The organism is Desulfosoma sp. (assembly GCA_037481875.1).
Classification (GTDB): Bacteria; Desulfobacterota; Syntrophobacteria; order Syntrophobacterales; family DSM-9756; genus Desulfosoma.
This window is the reverse complement of the sequence record JBBFKY010000001.1, coordinates 546,913-568,853: the sequence shown is the minus strand read 5'-3', so window position 1 is coordinate 568,853 and position 21,941 is coordinate 546,913. Positions and strand designations below refer to the sequence as shown.

The 21,941-nt window shown below is 54.0% G+C and carries 22 protein-coding genes and 2 tRNA genes; 9 read left to right on the top strand and 15 right to left on the bottom strand.

Going from position 1 to position 21,941, the window contains the following annotated elements; all coding sequences use genetic code 11:
- The first annotated feature begins 37 nt into the window (after positions 1-37).
- The 4 genes from pckA to WHS46_02535 all read left to right on the top strand — a co-directional run bounded on the left by pckA (position 38) and on the right by WHS46_02535 (position 3,721).
- Positions 38-1,642 carry a phosphoenolpyruvate carboxykinase (ATP) gene (gene pckA, locus WHS46_02550; protein MEJ5347556.1) on the top strand — a complete coding sequence of 535 codons (1,605 nt, stop codon included), beginning with the start codon at positions 38-40 and terminating at the stop codon, positions 1,640-1,642.
- Positions 1,643-1,653: 11 nt separating this feature from the next.
- Complete coding sequence (locus WHS46_02545; protein ID MEJ5347555.1) at positions 1,654-2,328, top strand: DUF1614 domain-containing protein; 675 nt, start codon at positions 1,654-1,656, stop codon at positions 2,326-2,328.
- Between the two features lie 15 nt (positions 2,329-2,343).
- Positions 2,344-3,519 carry a DUF362 domain-containing protein gene (locus WHS46_02540; protein MEJ5347554.1) on the top strand — a complete coding sequence of 392 codons (1,176 nt, stop codon included), beginning with the start codon at positions 2,344-2,346 and terminating at the stop codon, positions 3,517-3,519.
- Positions 3,520-3,622: 103 nt separating this feature from the next.
- Positions 3,623-3,721: transfer RNA gene (locus tag WHS46_02535), tRNA-Sec, on the top strand.
- A 4-nt stretch (positions 3,722-3,725) separates the two neighbouring features.
- On the opposite strand, the gene WHS46_02530 is transcribed toward WHS46_02535, so the two are convergent.
- From WHS46_02530 to WHS46_02485, 10 genes are all read right to left on the bottom strand, one after another.
- Entirely contained in the window at positions 3,726-4,646 is a 921-nt protein-coding gene (locus WHS46_02530; GenBank protein ID MEJ5347553.1) for a 2-dehydropantoate 2-reductase, read from the bottom strand.
- Positions 4,647-4,749: 103 nt separating this feature from the next.
- Positions 4,750-6,042: an AMP-binding protein gene (locus WHS46_02525; protein MEJ5347552.1), complete on the bottom strand. Its 1,293-nt coding sequence runs from the start codon at positions 6,040-6,042 to the stop codon at positions 4,750-4,752.
- Positions 6,042-6,785 carry an ABC transporter ATP-binding protein gene (locus WHS46_02520; GenBank protein ID MEJ5347551.1) on the bottom strand — a complete coding sequence of 248 codons (744 nt, stop codon included), beginning with the start codon at positions 6,783-6,785 and terminating at the stop codon, positions 6,042-6,044. Before WHS46_02520 ends, WHS46_02525 begins: the two co-directional genes overlap by 1 nt.
- Positions 6,786-6,806: 21 nt before the next feature.
- On the bottom strand, positions 6,807-7,583 hold the full coding sequence (locus WHS46_02515; GenBank protein MEJ5347550.1) for an ABC transporter ATP-binding protein: 777 nt from the start codon (positions 7,581-7,583) through the stop codon (positions 6,807-6,809).
- Positions 7,580-8,584: a branched-chain amino acid ABC transporter permease gene (locus tag WHS46_02510; GenBank protein ID MEJ5347549.1), complete on the bottom strand. Its 1,005-nt coding sequence runs from the start codon at positions 8,582-8,584 to the stop codon at positions 7,580-7,582. Before WHS46_02510 ends, WHS46_02515 begins: the two co-directional genes overlap by 4 nt.
- A gap of 214 nt (positions 8,585-8,798) precedes the next feature.
- Entirely contained in the window at positions 8,799-9,677 is an 879-nt protein-coding gene (locus WHS46_02505) for a branched-chain amino acid ABC transporter permease (GenBank protein MEJ5347548.1), read from the bottom strand.
- 24 nt (positions 9,678-9,701) lie between these two features.
- The gene (locus tag WHS46_02500; GenBank protein MEJ5347547.1) at positions 9,702-10,862 is read right to left on the bottom strand and encodes an ABC transporter substrate-binding protein; all 1,161 of its coding nucleotides are present in this window, start codon (positions 10,860-10,862) and stop codon (positions 9,702-9,704) included.
- A gap of 96 nt (positions 10,863-10,958) precedes the next feature.
- On the bottom strand, positions 10,959-11,390 hold the full coding sequence (locus WHS46_02495; protein MEJ5347546.1) for an ACT domain-containing protein: 432 nt from the start codon (positions 11,388-11,390) through the stop codon (positions 10,959-10,961).
- 26 nt (positions 11,391-11,416) lie between these two features.
- Positions 11,417-12,718: a phenylacetate--CoA ligase gene (locus WHS46_02490; protein ID MEJ5347545.1), complete on the bottom strand. Its 1,302-nt coding sequence runs from the start codon at positions 12,716-12,718 to the stop codon at positions 11,417-11,419.
- Positions 12,719-13,184: 466 nt separating this feature from the next.
- Positions 13,185-13,871 carry a hypothetical protein gene (locus WHS46_02485; GenBank protein ID MEJ5347544.1) on the bottom strand — a complete coding sequence of 229 codons (687 nt, stop codon included), beginning with the start codon at positions 13,869-13,871 and terminating at the stop codon, positions 13,185-13,187.
- A gap of 650 nt (positions 13,872-14,521) precedes the next feature.
- On the opposite strand from WHS46_02485, the gene pyrR reads away from it, so the two are divergent.
- Entirely contained in the window at positions 14,522-15,076 is a 555-nt protein-coding gene (pyrR, locus tag WHS46_02480; protein MEJ5347543.1) for a bifunctional pyr operon transcriptional regulator/uracil phosphoribosyltransferase PyrR, read from the top strand.
- A 117-nt stretch (positions 15,077-15,193) separates the two neighbouring features.
- On the opposite strand, the gene WHS46_02475 is transcribed toward pyrR, so the two are convergent.
- Positions 15,194-16,189, bottom strand: a complete 996-nt coding sequence (locus WHS46_02475) for a pyridoxal-phosphate dependent enzyme (GenBank protein ID MEJ5347542.1) — start codon at positions 16,187-16,189, stop codon at positions 15,194-15,196.
- A 160-nt stretch (positions 16,190-16,349) separates the two neighbouring features.
- On the opposite strand from WHS46_02475, the gene WHS46_02470 reads away from it, so the two are divergent.
- Positions 16,350-16,426, top strand: a tRNA-Gly gene (locus WHS46_02470).
- Positions 16,427-16,532: 106 nt separating this feature from the next.
- Here the strand turns inward: WHS46_02470 and WHS46_02465 are convergent.
- Entirely contained in the window at positions 16,533-17,402 is an 870-nt protein-coding gene (locus WHS46_02465) for an HDOD domain-containing protein (GenBank protein MEJ5347541.1), read from the bottom strand.
- Between the two features lie 233 nt (positions 17,403-17,635).
- On the opposite strand from WHS46_02465, the gene WHS46_02460 reads away from it, so the two are divergent.
- Entirely contained in the window at positions 17,636-18,673 is a 1,038-nt protein-coding gene (locus WHS46_02460) for a lysylphosphatidylglycerol synthase transmembrane domain-containing protein (GenBank protein ID MEJ5347540.1), read from the top strand.
- Between the two features lie 16 nt (positions 18,674-18,689).
- Complete coding sequence (locus WHS46_02455; GenBank protein MEJ5347539.1) at positions 18,690-19,244, top strand: tetratricopeptide repeat protein; 555 nt, start codon at positions 18,690-18,692, stop codon at positions 19,242-19,244.
- On the opposite strand, the gene WHS46_02450 is transcribed toward WHS46_02455, so the two are convergent.
- A complete protein-coding gene (locus WHS46_02450; protein MEJ5347538.1) occupies positions 19,205-19,699 on the bottom strand; it encodes a hypothetical protein in 495 nt (164 codons plus the stop codon). The two genes, WHS46_02455 and WHS46_02450, sit on opposite strands and share 40 nt — an antisense overlap.
- A gap of 137 nt (positions 19,700-19,836) precedes the next feature.
- Between WHS46_02450 and WHS46_02445 the strand changes: the two genes are divergently transcribed.
- The gene (locus tag WHS46_02445; GenBank protein MEJ5347537.1) at positions 19,837-20,622 is read left to right on the top strand and encodes an epoxyqueuosine reductase; all 786 of its coding nucleotides are present in this window, start codon (positions 19,837-19,839) and stop codon (positions 20,620-20,622) included.
- Here the strand turns inward: WHS46_02445 and WHS46_02440 are convergent.
- Both WHS46_02440 and WHS46_02435 read right to left on the bottom strand, forming a co-directional pair.
- Positions 20,583-21,500 carry a sirohydrochlorin cobaltochelatase gene (locus WHS46_02440; GenBank protein ID MEJ5347536.1) on the bottom strand — a complete coding sequence of 306 codons (918 nt, stop codon included), beginning with the start codon at positions 21,498-21,500 and terminating at the stop codon, positions 20,583-20,585. The genes WHS46_02445 and WHS46_02440 overlap by 40 nt on opposite strands.
- A gap of 49 nt (positions 21,501-21,549) precedes the next feature.
- Positions 21,550-21,798: a hypothetical protein gene (locus WHS46_02435; protein ID MEJ5347535.1), complete on the bottom strand. Its 249-nt coding sequence runs from the start codon at positions 21,796-21,798 to the stop codon at positions 21,550-21,552.
- Positions 21,799-21,941 lie beyond the last annotated feature (143 nt).

Sequence of the window (21,941 nt, the reverse complement as noted above, 5' to 3'; positions counted from 1 at the left end):
TGAATCGGCCAGAGATCTTTTACAGGAGCGGCTCGCCATGGAAACATGCAACAGACCCACGGAAGGTCGAAAGGTTCCTATAGAAGTTCAAGGTATGGTCAATTACACGCGTGTTCTATATAACGCCCCGACACCGGTCCTTTACGAACAAGCCATCAAGCGCCAGGAAGGTCTTTTGGCTCGGCAAGGCCCTTTGGTGGTCCGCACCGGAACCTACACGGGCCGAGCGCCGCAAGACAAATTCCTGGTTAGAGAACCCAGCTCTGAAGACAAGATTTGGTGGGGCCCCGTCAATCGCGCTTTTGATCCTTCGGACTTCGACAAACTGGAAGCACGTCTCTTAGCTTACCTTCAAGGTCGGGAAATCTATGTTCAGGACTGCTATGTGGGAGCCGATCCTCGATACCGAGTCCCGGTGCGCATCATCACAGAAATGGCGTGGCAGAGTCTTTTTGCTCGGAACATGTTCATTCGTATTGACGACCGGCGGGAACTGGAACAATTTCAGCCGGAATACACGCTGATCGCCGCCCCACACTTTCGCGCTTCGCCCGAATGGGATCACACGCGTTCGGGAGCTTTCATTATCGAACACTTTGGCAAGAAACGCATCCTCATCGGTGGGACAGGGTATGGCGGAGAAATCAAAAAATCCGTGTTTACGATGATGAATTTTCTTTTGCCGCAAAAAGGTGTTTTCCCCATGCATTGTTCGGCCAACGTGGGGTCAGACGGCCATTCGGCCATCTTTTTCGGCCTTTCGGGTACCGGAAAAACCAGCCTATCCGCCGATCCCCATCGAACCTTGATCGGCGATGATGAACACGGTTGGAGCGACAACGGTATTTTCAATTTTGAAGGGGGCTGTTACGCGAAGGTGATTCGTTTGTCACCGGAAGCCGAACCTCAAATTTATCAATGCACACGGCGTTTCGGGACGGTACTGGAGAATGTCGCCATTGACACACAAACGCGGCACATCGACCTTAATGACGATAGTCTGACCGAAAACACTCGAGCGGCCTATCCCCTGTCGTTTATTGAAAATGCCTCCTCCAGCGGCATGGCTCCTCATCCCAAGGACATTGTCATGCTCACCTGCGACGCCTTCGGCGTGCTGCCGCCCATTGCCAAACTGAATCCTTATGAAGCCATGTTTCACTTTCTTTCCGGATACACGGCTAAAGTTGCGGGCACCGAGGCCGGTATTACGGAACCTCAGGCCACCTTCAGCACCTGTTTCGGTGCTCCTTTTATGGCTTTGCCGCCACACGTTTATGCCGAACTGCTGCGATGTCGCATGGAAGCCCATGGTTCCCGATGCTGGCTCATAAACACGGGATGGATCGAAGGGCCTTATGGGGTTGGTCGACGGATTCCTATCGCCTACACACGTGCCATGGTTCACGCGGCTTTGAGCGGTGCTCTGGATTCGGTGGAATTTTACAAGGAACCTTATTTCGGTTTACTCATACCAAGGGAATGCCCTCAAGTTCCCAAGGCAATGCTGACACCTGCTGCCACCTGGCAAGATACCAAGGCCTATACCCGTCAGGCGGAACATCTTAAGGAGCTTTTTCGAAAGAATTTCGAACAATATGCGGACCATGTGGATCCCGCCGTCAGAGCCGTCCTGGGCTGAAAGGATTACCTATGTTTTTTCCACCGTTTCTTGTGATCTTTTTCTTTCTGTTCGTTTTTCTTTTGTTTCTTGTCTTCGGGCTCGTCAAATTCGGGCTTTTTGCCATGGCTTTTGCCAGGCTGGGTATTCCGCCGGAACATCTTTTTTCTTTGCTCTTCCTGTGTATCGTCGGAAGCATGGTCAATATTCCCGTGAAACGTCTTCCATTGGAAGACGAACCGACGATCATCGACGTGGTTTCTTTCTTCGGGTTACGGTATCGCCCACCACGCTGGCAACGGCCTCGAGAAATGGTTCTGGCCGTCAACGTGGGCGGGGCCGTCATTCCCACGCTCATTTCCCTTTATCTTCTCATCAACGCTCAAAATCCCATTCGCATGCTGTTGGCCACGGGTGTTGTGACCTATGTGATTCATCGTATCGCCCGTCCCGTTCCCGGGCTGGGGATCGCCACCCCCATGTTCATTCCGCCTCTTGTGGCCGCTTTGGCCGCCCTTTTGTTCAATCACCAGTGGGCGCCTCCCACGGCCTACGTGGCCGGAACCTTGGGCACTCTTATTGGGGCCGACCTGCTGAACTTGCATCGACTTCGGGAACTAAAGGCTCCTGTGGCATCCATCGGGGGAGCCGGCACCTTTGACGGAATCTTTCTTACGGGCATTCTAGCCGTTCTTTTGTCCTGGTAGCCGGAAGGAGAAAACATGCCAAGAAGTGCTGTATACTTTATCGATCTTCGAGCCGATGATACCTGCAATCTTTTGGACAAGATCACCTATCTTCTAAAAGAAGCTGGACTGGCGAGACGTATTCCCAAACGGGCTTTGACAGCCGTTAAAATGCATTTTGGAGAACGAGGCAATACAGCCTTTATACGCCCTTTGTTGGTCCGTCCCATCATCGACGCCATTGCTGCCGCCGGAGGACGCCCGTTTTTAACCGATGCTGGGACGCTTTATGTGGGCACACGAGGCAACGCTGTGGATCATTTGGTAACAGCCATCCGCCACGGGTTCGTTTTGGAAGTGGTGGGCGCACCCGTGCTGATCGCCGATGGTCTGGACGGCCGGGATGAAGTGGCGGTTCCTGTGTGCTTGCAACGATGCCAGGAGGTATACATCGCTTCGGCACTGGTTCGAGCCGAGGCTTTGGTTTCTGTGGCTCACTTCAAGCTGCACGAATTAGCCGGGTTTGGAGGCGCCATCAAAAATGTGGGTATGGGCGGCGCGTCGCGCCGTGGAAAGCTGCACCAGCACAGTGTCATGGAACCCAAAATACGCCCGAAAAAATGTATCGCCTGCGGTTCCTGTGTTGCCGTGTGCGCTCATGAGGCTCTATCGCTGGTGGAGCGACCTGAAGGCATGGCATGCCCCAAAGAAGCCGTCAAGAAAGTGGCCCGCATCGATCCGGCCAAATGCGTGGGGTGCGGATCGTGCATCCATGCATGCCCCGAAGAAGCCATTGACATCCAGTGGGACAAGGACATCGTAGGATTTATGGAGCGCATGGTGGAATACACAGTCGGGGCTTTGCACGGTAAAGAGGACAAAAGCTTTTTCATCAATTTTCTTACGCAAATTTCCCCGGCCTGCGATTGTCACTCATCAGCCGACGCTCCTATCGTGGCGGATCTTGGCATCATGGCTTCAACGGACCCCGTGGCCATTGACCAAGCTTCAGTGGATCTTTTGAACGCCCAGCCTGTTCTGGCCGGAAGCCGACTAGGTGCCATGCTGCCTGCACCGAAGGACAAGATTCGGGCCGTCTATCCTAACATTGCGTGGGAACATCAACTAGAATATGCGGAATCCTTAGGGTTGGGTTTTCGAGACTACGAGCTGATTAGAGTAAGCCCAGCAAAAAAACGCAAGAGTCATTAAATGAATCCGGAAGACAAAGTCCAGCTCACACCCAACGCCGCCCCGACGAAGGACCCGGGGCAAAGCCTTGCCAAAAACGTTCCTCTGGATTAAAAAGGGCGGCGGAAGTGCCAAGCTCACTGGTGGGGCTCCCGGACTTCAAATCCGGTGTGGGGCGCTGAGGGGCGTCCCAGGTGGGTTCGATTCCCATGCACTTCCGCCATTTTTTACGATGGTGATTTTTGGTCGATCCCACACATTAAGGCATAGAGCGTTTCCATGTGAGGCACGGGAACGCGAAAATGACGGGCTATCCTCACAGCATTGCCCAAAATGGCTTCCACTTCCATAGGACGACCCCCTTCATAGTCTAAAAGCATGCTGGTTTTGTAAGGGGTCATTTTTCGTGTATCGGCAATCATGCGATCCACCACGTCTTCTGGCAGCTCATGGCCCGCCGCCGAAGCCACGGCACACACCTCTTCCATGACCGATCGCACAAGCCGCGTCGTTTCTTCATGGGCAAGCATCTGCGCCGTGCTGGCCCCTCCACACAGGACGGACATGGGATTAAAGGGAGCATTCCAAACGAGCTTTTGCCATCGAGCCGTGACCACATCTTGAGTAACCTCACACGGCACGGCGGCTTTGCGAAACATTTCGGCCAGCTTTTCGGCCGTTGTGGACGATCCCGTGGGGTAACGCCCTAAGACCAATCGACCGTAATCCTGATGGAGCACACATCCGGGCGCTGTTCGATGAACACAGATGAAAGCCAGTCCGCTGAGAATTTCGTTTTCGGGAAAAGCCTCCACCCAAGGTCTTTCTATGTCCACCCCGTTTTGAATAAGAAAAATTGATGTTTTCGGGCCTACGGCTCCCGCAAGGAGATCCGCTGGTCGAATGGAAGGCAGAACCTTTAAACCCACCAAAATGACCTCGGGAAAGCGACCCAGATCCGCGGCCCTTTGGACCACGTGATCCGGCCGAAAACGAAAATTTCCCGCCGGGCTCTGAATGTGAATCCCTTCCCGAAGCACCACCTCGTAATCAGACCGAGCCACCACCGAGACGCGAGCGCCCCCTTGAGCCAGTCGGCCTCCATAGTAGCCACCGATGGCTCCCGCCCCCACAACCAGCACATCCATGGCTTGGCACCTCCTTCATACCGCGCCCTATTTCATCAGGCGAAAAAGACATCTGTTCGCATTGCTTCGTGAAAATCGTTTGCCGACGGGACGATTCGAATCGCTACGGGCGATGCTTTTCGACCTTGGAAATGGGTTGAACACTTGGACCTTCCAAAAGCCGCACCTCCACGGGAACACCGAATTCCTGACGGAGTTCAAAAGCGGTTTTTCGCACCAAGCGTTCCAAATCTTTGATTTCATCACTGAAAAGTCTCTCTTCCATGCCCAAACGCACTTCGAGCGCTTTGTAGCCACCTTGCTGCACAAGGTGCACGGAAAGTCTTTCCGGAGCGAAGCCCATGGTTTGAGCCACTCGAACCGCCACCTGTTCCCTTTGAATCTTCACTCCCTGAATCACCATGAGATCATCCACACGGTCTGGTAACCATTCCACTCGGAGCAAAGTCCGCCCACATGGACATTCACGATTCAAAACTCGCACCGAATCTCCCGTACGGAAACGTATCAGCGGAAACGCTTGAGTGCTAAGGCTGGTCAGAACCAGTTCGCCGCTTTCACCGTCCGGGACCGGCTCCTGAGTGTTCGGGTCCAGCACTTCCACCAGAAAATGGTCTTCGGAAACATGCAACCCCTCATGCCCTTCGCATTCATAGGCTACCGCCGGTCCGGGCACTTCACTCAAACCATAGTGTTGCCAGGTGGTGACATGCAGATGGTCTTCGATGAATCGACGAACATGAAGCTCGGCGGGTTCTCCTACAAGAATCAAGGTCTTCAAGGACAATTCATTGGGATTGATATCGGCTGCAAACAAGAGTTCTTGAATCTGCAGCGCGGAACTGGGCGTTGTGACCAGCACCGAAGTCTTATAATCGCGAAGGACCAAAATCTGTTTACTGATATGCAAAGCGTTGAGGGGAATGACGCCGGCCAGAAGCGCCTCGGCTCCGTCTTTGTAATCCTGGCCCCAATTGGCCAAGCCTGGGTGAAGAACGATCTGAAGGATATCGTCGGCGCAGACCCCGGCCGCAAGGAGCGCCCGAGCCACCATTTCTTTCCACACCCGCAGGTCCCGGGCGGTGTAACCGCTCACCGTCAAGCCTCCGGCGGCTCCAGGAGCCGTGTGAATCCTTACGATGTCACGCAAAGGCACGGCAAACAACCCATACGGATAATGCTCTCTAAAATGCCTCCGTTCCGTGAAAGGAAGGCGTCTGAGGTCGTCCAGACTTGTGATGTCTTGAGGGGACAAGCCTAAGGCCTGGAAACGGTTACGGTAAAACGGCACGCTCTTATAGGCTCGATTGCATGAGACCTGAAGCTGTTCCAGCTGCTGCTGGCGTCGTTCCTCAGGCGTCCATCTTTCCCCGTTGCCGTTCCTTAGACCGCCCATCAGGCCCTCCCTTCCGCAAACTCTCGATAATCCTTGCCCAAGTACGCTCTTTTGACTTCATGATCTTCCAACAGGTCTTGAGCTTTTCCTTGAAGCACCATACGGCCGGTTTCCAAAACATAGCCGCGGTTCGCCACGGCCAGCGCGGCTCGAGCGTTTTGTTCCACAAGAAGAAAGGTGATACCTTCTGCGTTAAGCTGCACAATGATTTCAAAGATCTTTTCCACGAGCAGAGGCGCCAGTCCCGTGGAAGGTTCATCGAGCATGAGCATCTTAGGACGGCTCATGAGGGCTCGAGCAATGGCCAGCATCTGCTGTTCTCCTCCGGAAAGGGAACCCGCCTGCTGTTTTCTTCGTTCAGCAAGAATGGGAAAGATTTCCAGAACACGTTCCAGATCCAGGCGAACCCCTTCCTTGTCCCCTTCCCGCAGTCTCAGGTAAGCCCCTAAAAGCAAATTGTCCACAACACTCATGGGCGGGAACAACCATCGTCCCTCGGGAACGAATCCGACACCTGCAGCGATGATTTGCGGCGGGTTCTCGCCGGCTAAGGACCGATCTTCCAGAAGAATTTCTCCTTGCGAAGGAACTATCAGACCGGCAATGGTCTTGAGCAAAGTACTCTTGCCGGCTCCGTTGGCTCCCACCAAGGCCACAATCTCTCCACGCCTTACGGAAAGACTCACCCCGTGCAGAACCTCGATACGACCGTAGCCGGCTCGAAGATTTCGAACCACCAACATGGAATCGTGACGCCCTTTCCTTTAGTGCTTTTTACCGAGATAGGCTTCCATGACCGCTTCACTGGCCTGGATTTCTCGAGGGGTTCCTTCCGCCAGCTTCCGACCGCGATCCAAGACCACGATTCGGTCGGAAATGTCCATGGTAAGATTCATGTCGTGCTCCACCAGCAGCACGGTGATGCCTCGAGCACGAATCTCCTGCACAAGACGGGATAACCTCTCGGTTTCCACAGCATTAAGTCCGGCAGCAGGCTCGTCCAGAAGCAGGAGTTTCGGGTCGCTGGCCAAAGCTCGGGCAATTTCCACAAGACGCTGCCACCCAAAGGGAAGATCCACAGCCCGACGGTGCGCTACCTCAACCAGTCCGACAAACTCCAGAAGATCCATGGCCTTTTGTCTTGCCCAACGCTCTTCGCGACCCACCCATGGCCAGCGTGCCATGGCCCCCAAGAGGCCGCAGCGGGTTCGGGTGTGACAGCCGACAAGGACATTTTCCAGCACGGTCATGCTGGCAAAGAGTTCCACATTTTGAAAGGTTCTGGCAATACCTCGCCGCACCAGTTCATGCATAGGTCTTCCCTGGATCGAAGCCCCATTCAGGGAGACGGATCCCTTATCCGGAGCAAACGCTCCGGAAATGACATTGAACAGAGTGGTTTTTCCCGCACCGTTGGGACCAATGAGGGCGTGAATGTGCTCCCGAGCAACCGAAAAGGACACCTCATACAGGGCCTGAACACCCCCAAAGGCCTTGCAGACGCCTTCGATGGAGAGAAAAGTTTGTGATGCCCCCTTCACACTTCTTCTCCCTTCCTCGAAGCGGACGCCTCTTGAGCCCCCCTGATGTTGCGGTGAGTGTGGGATCGAGCCTGCTGCACGGCATCCAGGACGCCTCGAGTCAGTCCTTGAGGTAAAAAAATCATGACGACCATAAGGATCAAACCGTACACCATCATCTCGTAGTCGGAAAACACGTGAAGCCATTCCGGAAGCAGCGTGATGACAGAAGCTCCCAGCAGCGATCCCCAAATGCTGGCCATCCCTCCGATCACCACCATGGTGACCATGCGAATGGACATAAGAAAATCAAAGGAACTCGGGCTAATGAATCCCAAAAGATGAGCGTACAGGTATCCGGCTAAGGCGGCCATCATTGCGCTGAACGAAAAGATCAGGGCTTTGAGGTGCGCTGTATGGATTCCGCAGGCGGCCGCAGCTTTCTGACTATCTCCCAAGGCGCGCAACGCCCATCCCACACGGGAATTCACCACACGGCCGCATAGGACGAAAAACAAAAGGACCGTTCCCCAGACGGTGTAGAAGCCGCTAGTGCCAAGCATTATCATCACGGGGCCGAAGGTCAATGGAGGAATCCCCACCAGACCGGAAGCTCCTCCCGTAAAGGTATCCCATTCGCGAAAAATGACATGAGCGATGATACCCAAACCAAGGGTTCCCATGGCCAGGTAATAACCGGAAAGGCGAAGCACAGGTCGTCCGATAAGGTAGCCCAAAAAACACGCTGCGACCAACACCAGAGGCAGGGATGCCAATGGGGACCATTGAAAATGGGTGGTGAGAATGCCCGTACCGTAGGCTCCCATACCGAAAAAAGCCGCATGCCCCAAAGAAATCTGGCCGGCATACCCCATAAGCATGTTCAGACCCAGGGCTAACAAAGTGTGAATACCAATAATAATAAGAAGTTGCTGAACATAGGGATTCTTTGTCCATAACCCAACGGTCGTCACCCCCAGTGCAAAAGCGGTGGTCGACCCTAACCTCTTCACGGAACCCACCGACACTCCTTTGCTTCACCCGGAACCAGAAGACTGTGCCATAATACCCATTTCCATGAAAACACGGGCGTGCCGCCTACATGAATTTCGGGCTGGAAGACCCTCGCCCCAAGAAAAAACGAAGCTTCAGACTTGGAGGGGCGAGGCGATGCCTCGCCCCTACCTTGGAATAAACGCTGGATCCAAGGACCCTTGATCGTTCTGGGACACGCTTCTAAAACCGCTTCACTGCTGAGGCTCCCAGAAGCCCCGACGGACGCACAATCAAAATGATCAGGAGCACGAGAAACGCAATGGCGTCCTTGATGCCCGAAGAGAAATAACCCACCCCCAAGGATTCCAGAACACCTAAGAGCACGCCTCCCAAGGCTGCTCCCCAATGGCTTCCGAGACCTCCCAGCATGGCCGCACAGAACCCTTTCAACCCTAACATGGTACCCATGTCATAGCTGGGCATGGTGATAGGGGCAATAATGACGCCACCGACAGCCCCCAAGGCCGCACTTAGAGCGAAAGCCAAAAGGATCATGCGTTCACTGGGAATACCCAGAATCCATGCGGCGTTTCGATGAATGGCGCAGGCTTCCATGGCCTTGCCGGTCAAGGTGCGCTTTGTGAAAAGATGCAAGCCCGTCATCAGGACCACAACAACACCTAAAATCCATAAGCTCTGGGGCATGAGCGCCGCCCCCCATAGGCGAACAGGCTCCACGGAAGCCGTGATGGGCGGCACGCTGTAAGGATCCTTACCCCACAGACGCATGGCCACTCCTCGAAGAAAGATGCTCGCCCCAACGGTGATAATAATGAGGGTGATCGGTTCCGGTTTCTTGACCGGCCGAAGCGCCGCTCTTTCCAGGAGAAGCCCCAACAGAGCCACCAGAAGGACAGCGATGGCAAAAGCTGCCACCATGGGCCATCCCAAGGATACGCCCAGGCTGTAAAACAGCAGGCCGCCGAGCATCACCCATTCGCCTTGAGCGAAATTGACAAGATCCGTGGCGTTGTAGAGCACATTGAAGCCCAGAGCGATTAAGCCGTAGATGGCCCCGGTGGTGACGCCTGTAAAGAGAAACTGAAGGAATTCACCCATGAAACGGTCGTATCCTCTAGCCTTTTAGTCCACAAGTTTCCATGTGCCATTGCGAATTTCAACCATGACAAAGGCTTCGGGCCCCAAGCCGTTATGATCCTGAGGCGTCATGTTAAAGATGCCGCTGATCCCCACATGGTTGGAAATCTTTTCTAGATTGTCGCGAATCTTGGCCTTGTCCCCACCGGTCCCCTGAAGGGCCTTGGCTAGTATCTGCATGGCGTCATAGGCGTAACCTCCAAAACCTGAAACGCCGCCTCCATAACGCTTGTTGTATTCGGTGATGTATGCAGTCAGCACGACTTTTTGCGGATCGGAGTCCGGCAGGAGATCGGCCACGAGAATTTTTCCGGTGGGCAGGCGAATCCCTTCGGCAGCTTCCCCGGCTAGTTCAATGAACTTGGGAGAAGCCACCCCATGGCTCTGATAAAGCGGAAAAGTAAGACCCAGCTGGCGCATGTTTTTGGCCACCACGGCAGGTCCGGGATTGGTGCCCCAGCAGACCACGGCATCAGGATTTTCTCCTTTAATCTTCGTCAGCTGAGCCGTCATGTCTGTATCGTTGGCGCCGTAAGCTTCTTCCTTGACAATGGTGATGCCGTACTCGGGTGCTTGCTTGACCAGCTGATCTCGACCGCTCACTCCAAAGGCGTTGGTCACAGACAGAATGCCGATCTTTTTAATGCCATGTTTTTGCATGTGCTTGTAAATGGTGGCCACTGCCAGAACATCGCTTTGGGCCGTTTTGAACACGTAGGGTTTGACGGGTTCCACGATTTGAATCCCCGCAGCGCAACTGATGAGCGGCACCTGAACTCGTTCCACAATGGGTATCACAGCCAAGGTGGTGGGGGTCAGGCTGGGGCCGATAATGGCCAGCACATTGTCTTTGCTGATGAGCTTGTTGACGGCCAGGACCGCCTTTGTAGGATCGCCTTCCGTATCGTAGATGACAGCTTCCACCGGTCGTCCGTCAATGCCGCCTCGTGCATTGATTTCATCGACGGCCATCTCGAGGCTTTTCTTCTCGGGATCTCCGAGAAAAGAGGAAGAGCCCGTGATGGAAAAAACTCCTCCGATCTTGTACGGCTCGGCGCCAAAGAGAGTCTTCGGCCCCGCCATCCATGCCAGCATCACCGCTGCGGCCGCCATCCAAGAAATCCACGGTCTTGCCTTGCCTTTCATCGCTCTTCCTCCTGTGTCCTGCTCTTGTCCCGTTCAACGATGACTTCTTCACCCCTCGCCGATGCCGGCAAGAGTGCGAAGTCCCTGCACCGACCGCTACATGGTGTAGACCTTGCTGCCGTTGATCACGGTGACGCCGTTGTCCGTGAGCACACGAACAGCTTCGTCCAAATTATCAAAGCGGAAGATGATCACGGCATTGTCGCCGCTTTGCTGCACAAAGGCGTACATGTATTCCACGTTGATGCCCGCCTTTCTTAGAATGTCCAAAATCCTGTGCAACCCTCCAGGTCGATCTTCCACTTCCACAGCGACCACGTCTGTTTTGCCCACGGTGAAACCGTTGGCCTTCAAAGCCTCCTTGGCCTTTTCGTTGTCGTTGACGATGAGGCGCAAGATTCCGAAATCTGAGGTGTCCGCCAGAGACAGGGCTCGAATGTTCACGCCGGCTTCCGACAAAACTCGAGTCACTTCCGCCAGGCGCCCTGCCTTGTTTTCCAAAAAAACCGAAATCTGTTCCACTCTCATGCTCGGCCTCCTTTCTTTACGGCCCATTACAGTTTCCGATTATCGATCACTCGAACAGCCTTGCCTTCGCTTCGAGCGATGGTCTTGGGTTCCACCAGTTTCACTTTGGCAGACACACCAAGATACTCCTTGATATTCTTGGTGATGAGCTTTTCCAGATCCTGAAGGGTTTTCACCTTGTCCGAAAAAGCGGACTCGCCCACTTCCACAAGAACCGTCAGCTTGTCCAAATTGTCCTCACGGTCCACAACGAGCTGATAATGGGGTTCAACCCCCTGGATTTCCATGAGCACACTTTCAATCTGGGATGGAAAGACGTTCACGCCCCGTATAATGAGCATGTCATCGCTTCGACCGCTCACACGGTTCATGCGCACAAAAGTGCGACCACAAAGACAGGGTTCCGTGTTCAGGCTGGTGATGTCCCGAGTCCGGTAACGAATCACGGGAAAAGCTTCCTTGGTGATGGAGGTGAAGACAAGCTCACCCGTCGATCCAGGCGGCAACACCTCTCCTGTATTGGGATCAATGATTTCTGGAATGAAATGGTCTTCAAAGATGTGTAAACCCGCTTTGGCTTCCAAACATTCCACGGCCACACCAGGGCCGATAACTTCACTAAGGCCGTAGATGTCCAGGGCACTCAAATGAAGTTTTCTTTCAATTTCCTCGCGCATCTTTTCCGACCAAGGTTCCGCACCGAAAAGACCCGCTTTGAACTTGAGGTCTTTGAAATCCACACCCATTTCGTGAGCAACTTCGGCCAAATGCAGAGCGTAAGACGGAGTGCATGTAAGTATGGTGGCTCCGAAATCCTTCATGATCATGATCTGGCGTTTGGTGTTTCCACCGGAGATAGGAATCACCGAAGCGCCCAGCTTTTCCGCTCCGTAATGAACCCCTAGACCTCCGGTGAACAAGCCGTAACCATAGGCATTGTGAATGATGTCGCCTCGAGTAGCCCCGGCGGCGGAAAGGGATCGCGCCATAAGTGTGGCCCAGGTTTCGATGTCTCGAGCCGTATAGCCGACAACGGTAGGCTTTCCTGTGGTGCCTGAAGAGGCATGAATGCGCACCACGTTTTCCATGGGGACCGCAAAAAGCCCGTAAGGATAATTGTCTCGAAGGTCCTGTTTGGTCGTGAAAGGGACACGCCTTAAATCTTCAAGACTCCTGAGGTCCGAAGGCTTGAACCCCACTTCATCAAAGCGCCTTCTGTAAAAAGGAACCGTAGCGTACACGCGCTGCAGTGTGGTCTGCAAACGCCTTAACTGAATGGCCTCCAAAGCCTCTCGCGGTAGGGTTTCGTATTCCATGTCGTAGATCATCGCAATCTGTCCTCCTTGTGGTCTCAATGCTGTGCGCATCTGTCTGAAAAGTTGCCAATAAAAAAGCCGCAGGTTTCAAGAAACCCACGGCTTTGAAAAACATAAAAGCCATGGGTTCCGTTTTCGTCTACCCATGGCTGGCTTTCACGCTTCGGCGAGGCTTTCAGCTTTCGGCTCTTTCCGCCTACCCCGCTCGGCCATGGGCAGACTTCCTAAAAAAGAAGCCCCCATCACCGCCGATAAAGCCGAAGCGAAAGAACCGTTTCATGATCGCTCTTATCCTTTGTGGTGCAGGCCGCTCTCAGACCCTGTCGTACTTGATACTCACCAGCGTCCCTTACCCAAGGCAGCGTTCCATGTCAAGGCAAAACCCATCCCAAGCACTCACCAAGAGCCTTTTCTGCAGGTGGACGGTAAAATGGCACAGCCTGGTACGGCTCATTCTGGGGTCTCGAACGAAACATCCTTAGAGGCGACCCTTTTCCGCCTTCAGGAAGGCATCTTCCGGGTAAAACCCCTTGACCTCAAGGGCCGCGTCATAAAGTTGCCCGGCTTTTTCACGATCCCCCTTGGCGGCGGCCAGACGGGCTTGATGCCAGAGGGCTTCGCGCTTGAGGCCTCCTTCCGCCTTGTCCGCCAGAGCCCCCCAGCCCGCCAGAGCCTCATCCACCCGGCCCAAAGCTTCCAGGCACATCAGGCGGCCGTAGTCCAAGAGCAACTCCACCGTCGCATCTTTGGAAAAGCCTTTGGCGGCCCTTTCAGACCACTGGAGGGCTTCCTCATATCGGCCGTTTTCAAAAAGCAACCTTGTCATCGTGACGGCCGCTGCGGCCGCAGCCGAAGTTCCTCGATGTTTTTCCGCAACCGATTGCAAACGGGTCAGGTGCTCCTGCAAGGCGGCCGTATCCTTGATATCCAGCACCTCGGTCTCTCTCCAAAGACCGGCCAGTTCCCTCTGGGCTCGACGTTCTTTCATGTCCGAATACGCCCCGACGGCCCAGGACAGAACAAGCACACACAAAAGCCCTGCAACGGCGCCTAACAAAACCGTGACATGACGCCTCCCCCATTCCAGCACGCGCTGGGTGACGCTCAAAATCTCTTCGGCTTTTTCCGTGTCTTTTTTTCGAACCTTGATCTTCTTTGCCCCCATGGAACATCTCCTTTTTCAAGCAAAGCCTTCAATGGCTTGACTACCTGCGCAGCGGTGCACGCGGTTGGTGTTCGCAGCCCCTTACCAGAGGTTTGATTCCCTCGTCAAGAAGCGGCCTGCACCCTTCTGACGGGCATCATACGCGTTTCGAGGCTCACCGGGGAATCGGTTTAACCCAGGAGTTTTGGGGCGGACACACCGGGCCGCCCAGAGGATTCTAAACTGGGGCCATGCCAATGGGTTCCCCCTCAGACCATCCTTTGTGCACCTTTTGTCCACATCGTGTAGGAGCGGACCGATGTGTCCGCCGAAAAAGACATCGCACCGAGGCAGGTTTTTGGAGCGCACACACCCGGGCGCCCCTACAGGGTTTTGCCGCGCCGCATGAATCCACCCCGCCGGGACGCCCCCATAGGCCATGGGTCACCACAGACCTCTGTGGTGCGGACCGAGGTGTCCGCCCTCGAGCCCCCGTAATCCGCCGGCTTCAGGCTTAATATTTTCTCCGCATTGTGGGCTTTCGAAATGATTGACAAGGGTGTCGATCTTTCCTAAGTTAAAGGTGAACATGCATTTATTGTTTGCGCGCCACGGGTGCCGAAAAAGGCGCCTTTTTTCTTTCCACTCCATACGGTACGGCAGGAAAGTTCATGGAAGCACAGGCACACGATCATGTGGTTATGGAAACCGACGCGATGAGTCGAGCTCTCGAGCGCATCGCTCAGGACATTTATCAGGAAGCCGATGACCCTTCCATTTTGGCCCTTGTGGGAATCCACACGAGAGGAGTCTTTCTGGCACGGCGTTTAGGGAAGATTTTGCAAAAGAAATACGGCCTTAACGTGCCCATTGGGACCCTGGACATTAATCTCTACCGTGACGACTGGTCCCGACTACACATTCAACCAAAGGTACGTGCCACAGTGCTTCCTTTTTCCTTGGAAGACAAAGACATCGTCCTGGTCGATGACGTCCTTTTTACCGGGCGGACCATTCGCGCAGCTCTGGATGCCCTCATGGATTACGGTCGGCCGAAAAGGGTTCGCGTGGCCGCTTTGGTGGATCGCGGCCATCGAGAATTGCCCATCTGTGCCCATTTCGTGGGTCTGGAGCTGAAAACTCGACCCGATCAACAAGTGAACGTCTACCTGGAAGAAAAGGACGGTGCGGACAAAGTGGTGCTGGAAGGCCGCTCGGCAGCCTAAACCCTATCATGAAAGGATCTTGCCCGGAACCTGGAACCTGACTGAAAAGACCCTACCCCCTTCAAAATACCGAGGAATTGCGCCGCGCCTTCTTTCTTGACGCCACGTTTTTGAGGGTCATCCAGCCCCGTGTTCGGCCAGTATCTTTTCCAGCTTTCCGTAAGTCATGTTGCCACCCGTCATGACCACCACAACTTTTTTACCTGCAAGACGTTCTCGAATCTTGTAAGCCGCCGCTAGAGCCGCCGCTCCGGCCACTTCCGCCAGATTGTGGGTGTAGCGCAAAGCCAGCCGCACCCCATCGATGAGCTCCTCTTCCGTCAGCAACACCACATCGCTGACGACATCTTTTAGAAGCAAAAAGGGAACCTCAAAAACCGATCGAGCCGCCAGCCCATCCGCGACGGTGTGCGCCGAAGGCACCGTGACTTTTTCTTTACGCTTCCATGATTCGTAAAAGGAAGGCACGTTCTGGGCCTGCACCCCGATGAGCTCCACGTTGGGATTGATGCCGCGAATCACCGTGGCCAGAGCCGCACACCCCGTGCCGCCTCCAATAGGCATAAGGATTACCTCCACCTCCGGCAGTTCTTCAAAAATCTCCAAACCCATAACCGCCGTGCCGGTGATCAAGTGGGGATCGTTACCCTGTCTGAGATAATAGTAGCCGGCATTTTCCGCCAACTCCTCGCAGTAATCCTGGGCTTCGTAAAAGTCAGCCCCCTTGACAATGAGCTGCGCCCCATAAGAGGTAATCTCGGCGTTGATTTCCGGATCATTGCCTTCAGGCACTACCACATTGCAAAAGATGCCCTTCTCTCGAGCCGCCCAAGCCACCGCCATGCCGTGGTTGCCTCGAGTCGCCACCACAATGCCCGAGCGCTCAATCTCCGGAGTGACATGGGCCATAAAATTCACAGCGCCACGTACTTTAAAGGAATTGGTGGGCAAATGGTTTTCATGTTTTATATAAATATCCGCCCCCAAGTCCGCAGAAAGCCTTTCATAACGGGCCAAAAGGGTTGGAGGCAGGACACGCTGCAGCACACGTCGAGCCTTAAATACGGCCAACATGTTCACCTGATCCATGAACTCTCGAAAATACTTTTCCATGGGACCTCCTCTCAGCGTCAAAAAACAAAGGCGCTCCCCTGAACCCAACCTGAAGGGCAAACATTGTTTCATGACATCGAATCCCACTTTCTGGGTCAAAAAGCAAGACAAAATTCTCGTTGAAAACGCATGAAAGGCTATGCTAAAAAGAACATGTCGAGCGGGAGTAGCTCAGCTGGCTAGAGCATCAGCCTTCCAAGCTGAGGGTCGCGGGTTCGAAGCCCGTCTCCCGCTCCAGACAGCCGTTTCATAGAAGGCCCGAAAGGGCCTTTTTCTATGAGCTTGCCCTCGGGATCGATCGGTTTGAAGGAGATGGCGAGTCGGCGTGCCCTAAGGGAGCCCTTTAAGAAAAGGTGAGGAGGGTTTCCTCAATCTTGCTACGCCAGCGTTCCAAGTATTGACCCATTTGGGAACGGTCAAGACGTAGGGCTCTTTCCAGGGGCCCGAGATCCATCAGAGGGCGACGAATGGGGCCGTATTCCATTTTATGGGAGAAAAGGTCAGCCAGGCGGACCACGGCGGGCCAGACAGACCTTCCTCCGGCATCTTTTGGGCGGTGGTGATAGGCAGAGGCGACGGCGGCTTCCTCGCCGCACTGCCAGACATTGAGGCACACGGCACCGACGCGGCTATGGTCGATACCAAGACGTTCTCTTTCCATGGCCACGGAAGAAAGGACCGAGTCTTCGTCCAAAGGCTGGTTGTACTGGTCTTCCAAAATGGCGTGCATGTCTCCCGGAAACTTTAGGCACATGATCATCTTACCAACGTCGTGTAAAAGCCCGCACACGTAGGCGGTTTCTACGTTCTTGGATCCCATGAGACGGACGACTTCGGCGGTGATGACAGCACACGCTATGGCGTGTTCCCAAAGCAGTTTTTCCGCCAGGGACGAATGGCGAATCATGCCTCGCAGGGCATGGCTCAAAACAGCGGATACCATGACCTTTCGCCCTAGCAACTGTACAGCCCGGAAAATGCTCAGGGTTATCGGTGAAGAGAACCCGGGTCTGTATAAGGGGGAATTGGCCATGCGCAACACCTGGACGCACAAGCCGGGATCTCCGGAAATCGTGGAAGCAATCTCATCGAGGTCGGTGTCCGGATCTTTGAGCTGTTTCATGAGCTGAGAGACGGCGTTGGGAAAGGTGGGAATGGTTCCCACCATGGCAAGCACTTCTTCGGGGGAATATTCATGGTGTTTCGCTGCCATGGGATCCCGACCTCTTATTCTTTTTTCATACCCTTAGTTGTTACCCGTGAGTAACGTCGAATAGGCTTCTTTCGCAAGCATGAATATCTCGAATTTTTGAAGCCGTGATCGACAAGACAGCCGGAGTCTTTTCGAACATCCTTCCAAGGAACCTTAAAGATCGACTTTTCTGAGACTTGCAGCTTTGGTAAGAGGGGGAGTGTGCTGAGACATGTGTCGACTTTGAGGAGCCCATGGTGAGTGTGCTTGCGCGTCGTCGCATCCGCTTATGGATCGCCACCCTCGTGGGGGGTGCTCTTTTTACTTTTGTCATCTGGCAAGCGGATTTTCCCGTTCTGTCCAAAAGGCTTAGTGAAATTGAGCCATTGTGGGCCGTGACAGCCCTCGGAGCCAGTGTGGTCAGTTATGTATTCATGGGCATGGTGCTTTTTGAGCTGCTGAAAACCCTGGATCATCGCCGTCCTATGGGGTTGGTCCTTTCCCTCTCCCTTGTTTCCTGCTGCGTTAACTACCTCATGCCCGTCGGCGGACTTAGCGGTCTTGCCTTGAAAGTCTACCTTCTCAGCCAACAACGCATCCCCGCCAGCCGCACCCTGAGCATTTCCATGGTCCATGGATTCTTGACCAATACCGTCGCCGTTCTTTTGATCTATCTCGGTTTTTTTTATCTTTACGGACACACGCAGCTTCACGCCAAACAATTGGGAATAGCCGTCCTGGTGATGGGGTTCGCTTTGCTCTTCACCTGGGTTACCTTTCAGATTCTCATCAGCCCTACCTTTCGTCGTCGAATGTGGGACTTGAGCCTTCGAGCTTTTCATCGGTTCGCCTTGATCCTTAAAAAACCTCAATGGATTTTTCCCAAGAAGGCGGAAGTGTTTTTTCAGAATTTTGATGAAAGCATGACGCTAGTGTTGCAGAACACCTCTCGGCTTGCAGGGCCTGTTGTCTACGCGGCCTTAGACTGGTTGTTCATGTTTTTGTGTCTCAAGTTCTCCTTCAAAGCCGTCGGATGTGCCGTATCTTTGAACGAACTGGCCGTAGGGTTTTCTGTCGGAATCTTTGCCGGGTTGTTTTCCATCACGCCCGTTTCCCTTGGAATGATGGAAGGGTCCATGGCCGGGGCCTTTTATCTTTTGGGTAAAGACTACAACCAAGCTCTTTTGGCCGTGCTCTTGTATCGGTTCGCCTACTATTGGCTGCCTTTGGCTGTGAGTTTTCTGGTGAGCCGACACGTATTTCCCTATCTACAGCTTCACGAGCCCGCATGAATCAAGGAGTTCTTCGGTGAACCCTCCTCATGACCCCCCGGACCGGCAGCCGGATCGAGATCAAGTTTTGATCTGGATGCATCAAGGGGATCAGGCCTGCAGCCATCGTCATTTCATCAAAGCCATTCGTTATTATCAGCAGGCTTTGGATCTGGCGAGGCGCCATGGTTTTCGGGATCTTCAAGGCCGCCTCTGTCGGGATCTGGGCTATCTTTACCTGCATCATCACGCCACGGAGAAGGCTCGAAACCTTCTTCAAGAAGGCCTGGAAGTGTGTGCCGACGATTCCGTCCTGTGTTTTGGCCTTTTGAGCAACCTCGTTTCCGTCTCCATGTTGGAAAACGACTATCGCCAGGGGTTGGCACGATTGGATGAAGCTTTGAAAGTCTTTGAAAAGGCTTATCCCAAGATGAACCGAGCCCCTTTCGACTTGATGGCTTCTTACGCCGCCCTTTATAGACTCAGGCGCAGTCTTCGACGTATCGTGGCCCTTTTGGATGAAGGGGTCAATCCGGAAAGAATTCGAGTGATCTATCGCCTGGCTCCCCCTCCTTGGGATCCCAAAGGATGATCCTTCCATGCGTCCTTAAGCATTCTCAAAGGATAGGCCAGCACGGGCTGCCATCGGACGGTGATATCCAAAAAGCTTGCCTGGGTATGAAGATCCTGCAGTCCCATTTCCGGATGCTTCTGCCATTGCAGCATAGGGGGTTCACGAGATTCCAGGACCATGGGAAAAACACCGGGTGCCAAGGGCGGGTTCAAGCGGCCTGAACGGTCAAATCGGTACTGCTCCACCACAGGCTGATCCGTATCCAGAGGCCGGTAGCATAGGCGAAAAGAACTCCAGGGGAGCACAGGACGTTCCAAAATCAGGCGTCTTTCAGGCCAGGATCGAAACTGAACGAAGGGGATGGGTATGAGCAGCAGGAGCGCCATGGAAACAGTCACCACAAGATCCCATCGGCGCGCTGTTCGATCCGCACGGGATGCCTCGGACAAAGAACCGGAAAAATCCTTCGCCATGCAAACACCAAAGCTTCTTCGGACATTTCACATTTTCGCTTTCCAAGACTCTTGCATTCTAAAGGCTTGATCCAGCGAACGCAATGGAGGAAAAAACCGGCGGTTTTGTGTGACGCATCTTCCATAGGGGGATTCCCATGAGGTCAGAATGGCATCAAATCATTGAAGACCGAATCCAGCTTTGGGCCGACCGTCATGGCGGCCGTTCCTATTGGAGGCTTCCGGCATGTGTCGGGATCGCTCACGTTCATGATCCTCTTTTTGAAAAACTTCGGCTCGTGACCACACCCGATCACGCCTTGCCTCAAGACCTGCTTGCCAACGCCGTTTCCGTGATCGTATTTTTTCTTCCTTTTCAAGAAAGCCTTGCCAAGGAAAATCATAAGGAAAAACCCTACGCGGCTCGATCCTGGGCCGAAGCCTACGTGGCCACCAACGCTTTGATCGCCGAAATTTCGTCGGCTATGCACGATCGTCTGGCCCAAGAAGGCTACGAGAGCGCCGTGACGCCGGCGACGCACAATTTCGACGAAAAACGATTGGTGAGCCGGTGGTCTCATAAGCACCTCGGCTACATCGCCGGATTGGGAACTTTTGGAATCCACCATCAGCTTATTACGGAACAGGGGGCGTGCGGCCGACTAGGAAGCCTGGTGACATCCAAGCCCATAGAGCCGACACCACGCCAACCCGCGGAGTATTGCCTCGCCAAATCCGGCCATACCTGCGAGGTATGTGTGCGTCGCTGCGTTTACGGCGCGCTCACCGCCGACGGTCTGGACCGACATCGCTGTTACGCCCAACTTTTGGAAAATGATCGTCATTACAACGATCTTCCCTTGGTGGACGTCTGCGGGAAATGCGTGGCGAACGTGCCCTGCAGTTACGGTATTCCCAAAGCGTCCACGGCAGAGCGCAGGTGACGAATCCAAATATTGACCACTGCCGGAATTTCTCCCATGCCGCGAAAAACGGGAACGGCCTTGATGCCTTTGGCCGCCAGTTGAGATTTCCAACTGTCGGGATCATCCCCTGCCATGTCGTTGCGAGCATGATCGCCGGCCACGACCATAAAGGGAACAAGATAGGCTTTCTTCACGCCACGGTTTTGCAAGCCAGCCAGAACCTCGTCAAAGGTGGGAGAGCCGTCGACGGTGGCAAGGAACATGTTTTTATCGTGTTTTCTAAAATAGGCCTCCATGGCCACATAGACCGTGTCCGCGGGATGATGTTCACTTCCATGCCCCATGAAAATCACTGGTTCTTCAGGCCGACGTTCGGAAGGCACACTTTCAGCCATCGCCCGTACCGTTTCAAGCATGTCCTCGGCTGATGAAAGCAAGGGGCGAGCGAAAGTGACCTTCTTAAAGCCGCCCGCCATTTGCGTGAACAGGCGGGCGTTCATGTAAAGATCATGAAATTCAGCTCCCGGAATCACATGCAGGGACATGACGGCGACGTGCGTGTAGCCGTCCTCCATGAGTTTGGCTAAGGCCGTTTCCGGAGAATCAATGAATGTTCCCTGAGATCGAAGTTTTTTTCGAATAATGCTGGAGGTGTAGGCCCAGCGCTTTTCCATGGATGGAAAAGCTTTTGCGATCTGCTGGTCGATGGCGTCATAGGCTTTTTGAGCTTCCGGCACACTTGTTCCAAAAGCCACCACAAGGATGACAGGTTTCACTTCTTGTCCGGATTTCTGTTTTCCCATAGCCGTCCCCGCCCCCACGCTTCCCAAAACCACCGACAGCACAACCAGCATGCCCAGAAAAGAAAATGCATTTCCCAGGAACCGTGTCATCATAAACTATTCCTCCCATCCCATGTAAAGCGTGTCACCTGAAAAACTTTTTTCAGCCGCAGATACGAAGCGGATCCCCGATAATGGACATGCCAAGTTCGCTGTCCACCTGCGCTCGGACACAGAGAATTTCCTGCATACCGCGAGTGACCATGCGCCACCAGTTTTCAGCGATGTCAAACTCCGTGTGTGCAACAGCCACCACATCGGCGCCGAACCGATCCATGCACGCATAGGATCCCCAGCTGTCTTCGTAAAGTTCTCCGCCTCCGGTCACATAGACAATCAGGCCTCTTTTCATGTTGCTCCTCCGTTTTGAGAGGCGCCCGGAGCCGGCATGAGCGGGGCTCCGGACGGTCAAAGGGTGAAAGGAACGATGAGGAGGGTGGTGCCGAGAAAAAGGTGGGCCGCCTTTTTCCCAAAAAAAAATCCTTAGAGCCCTTG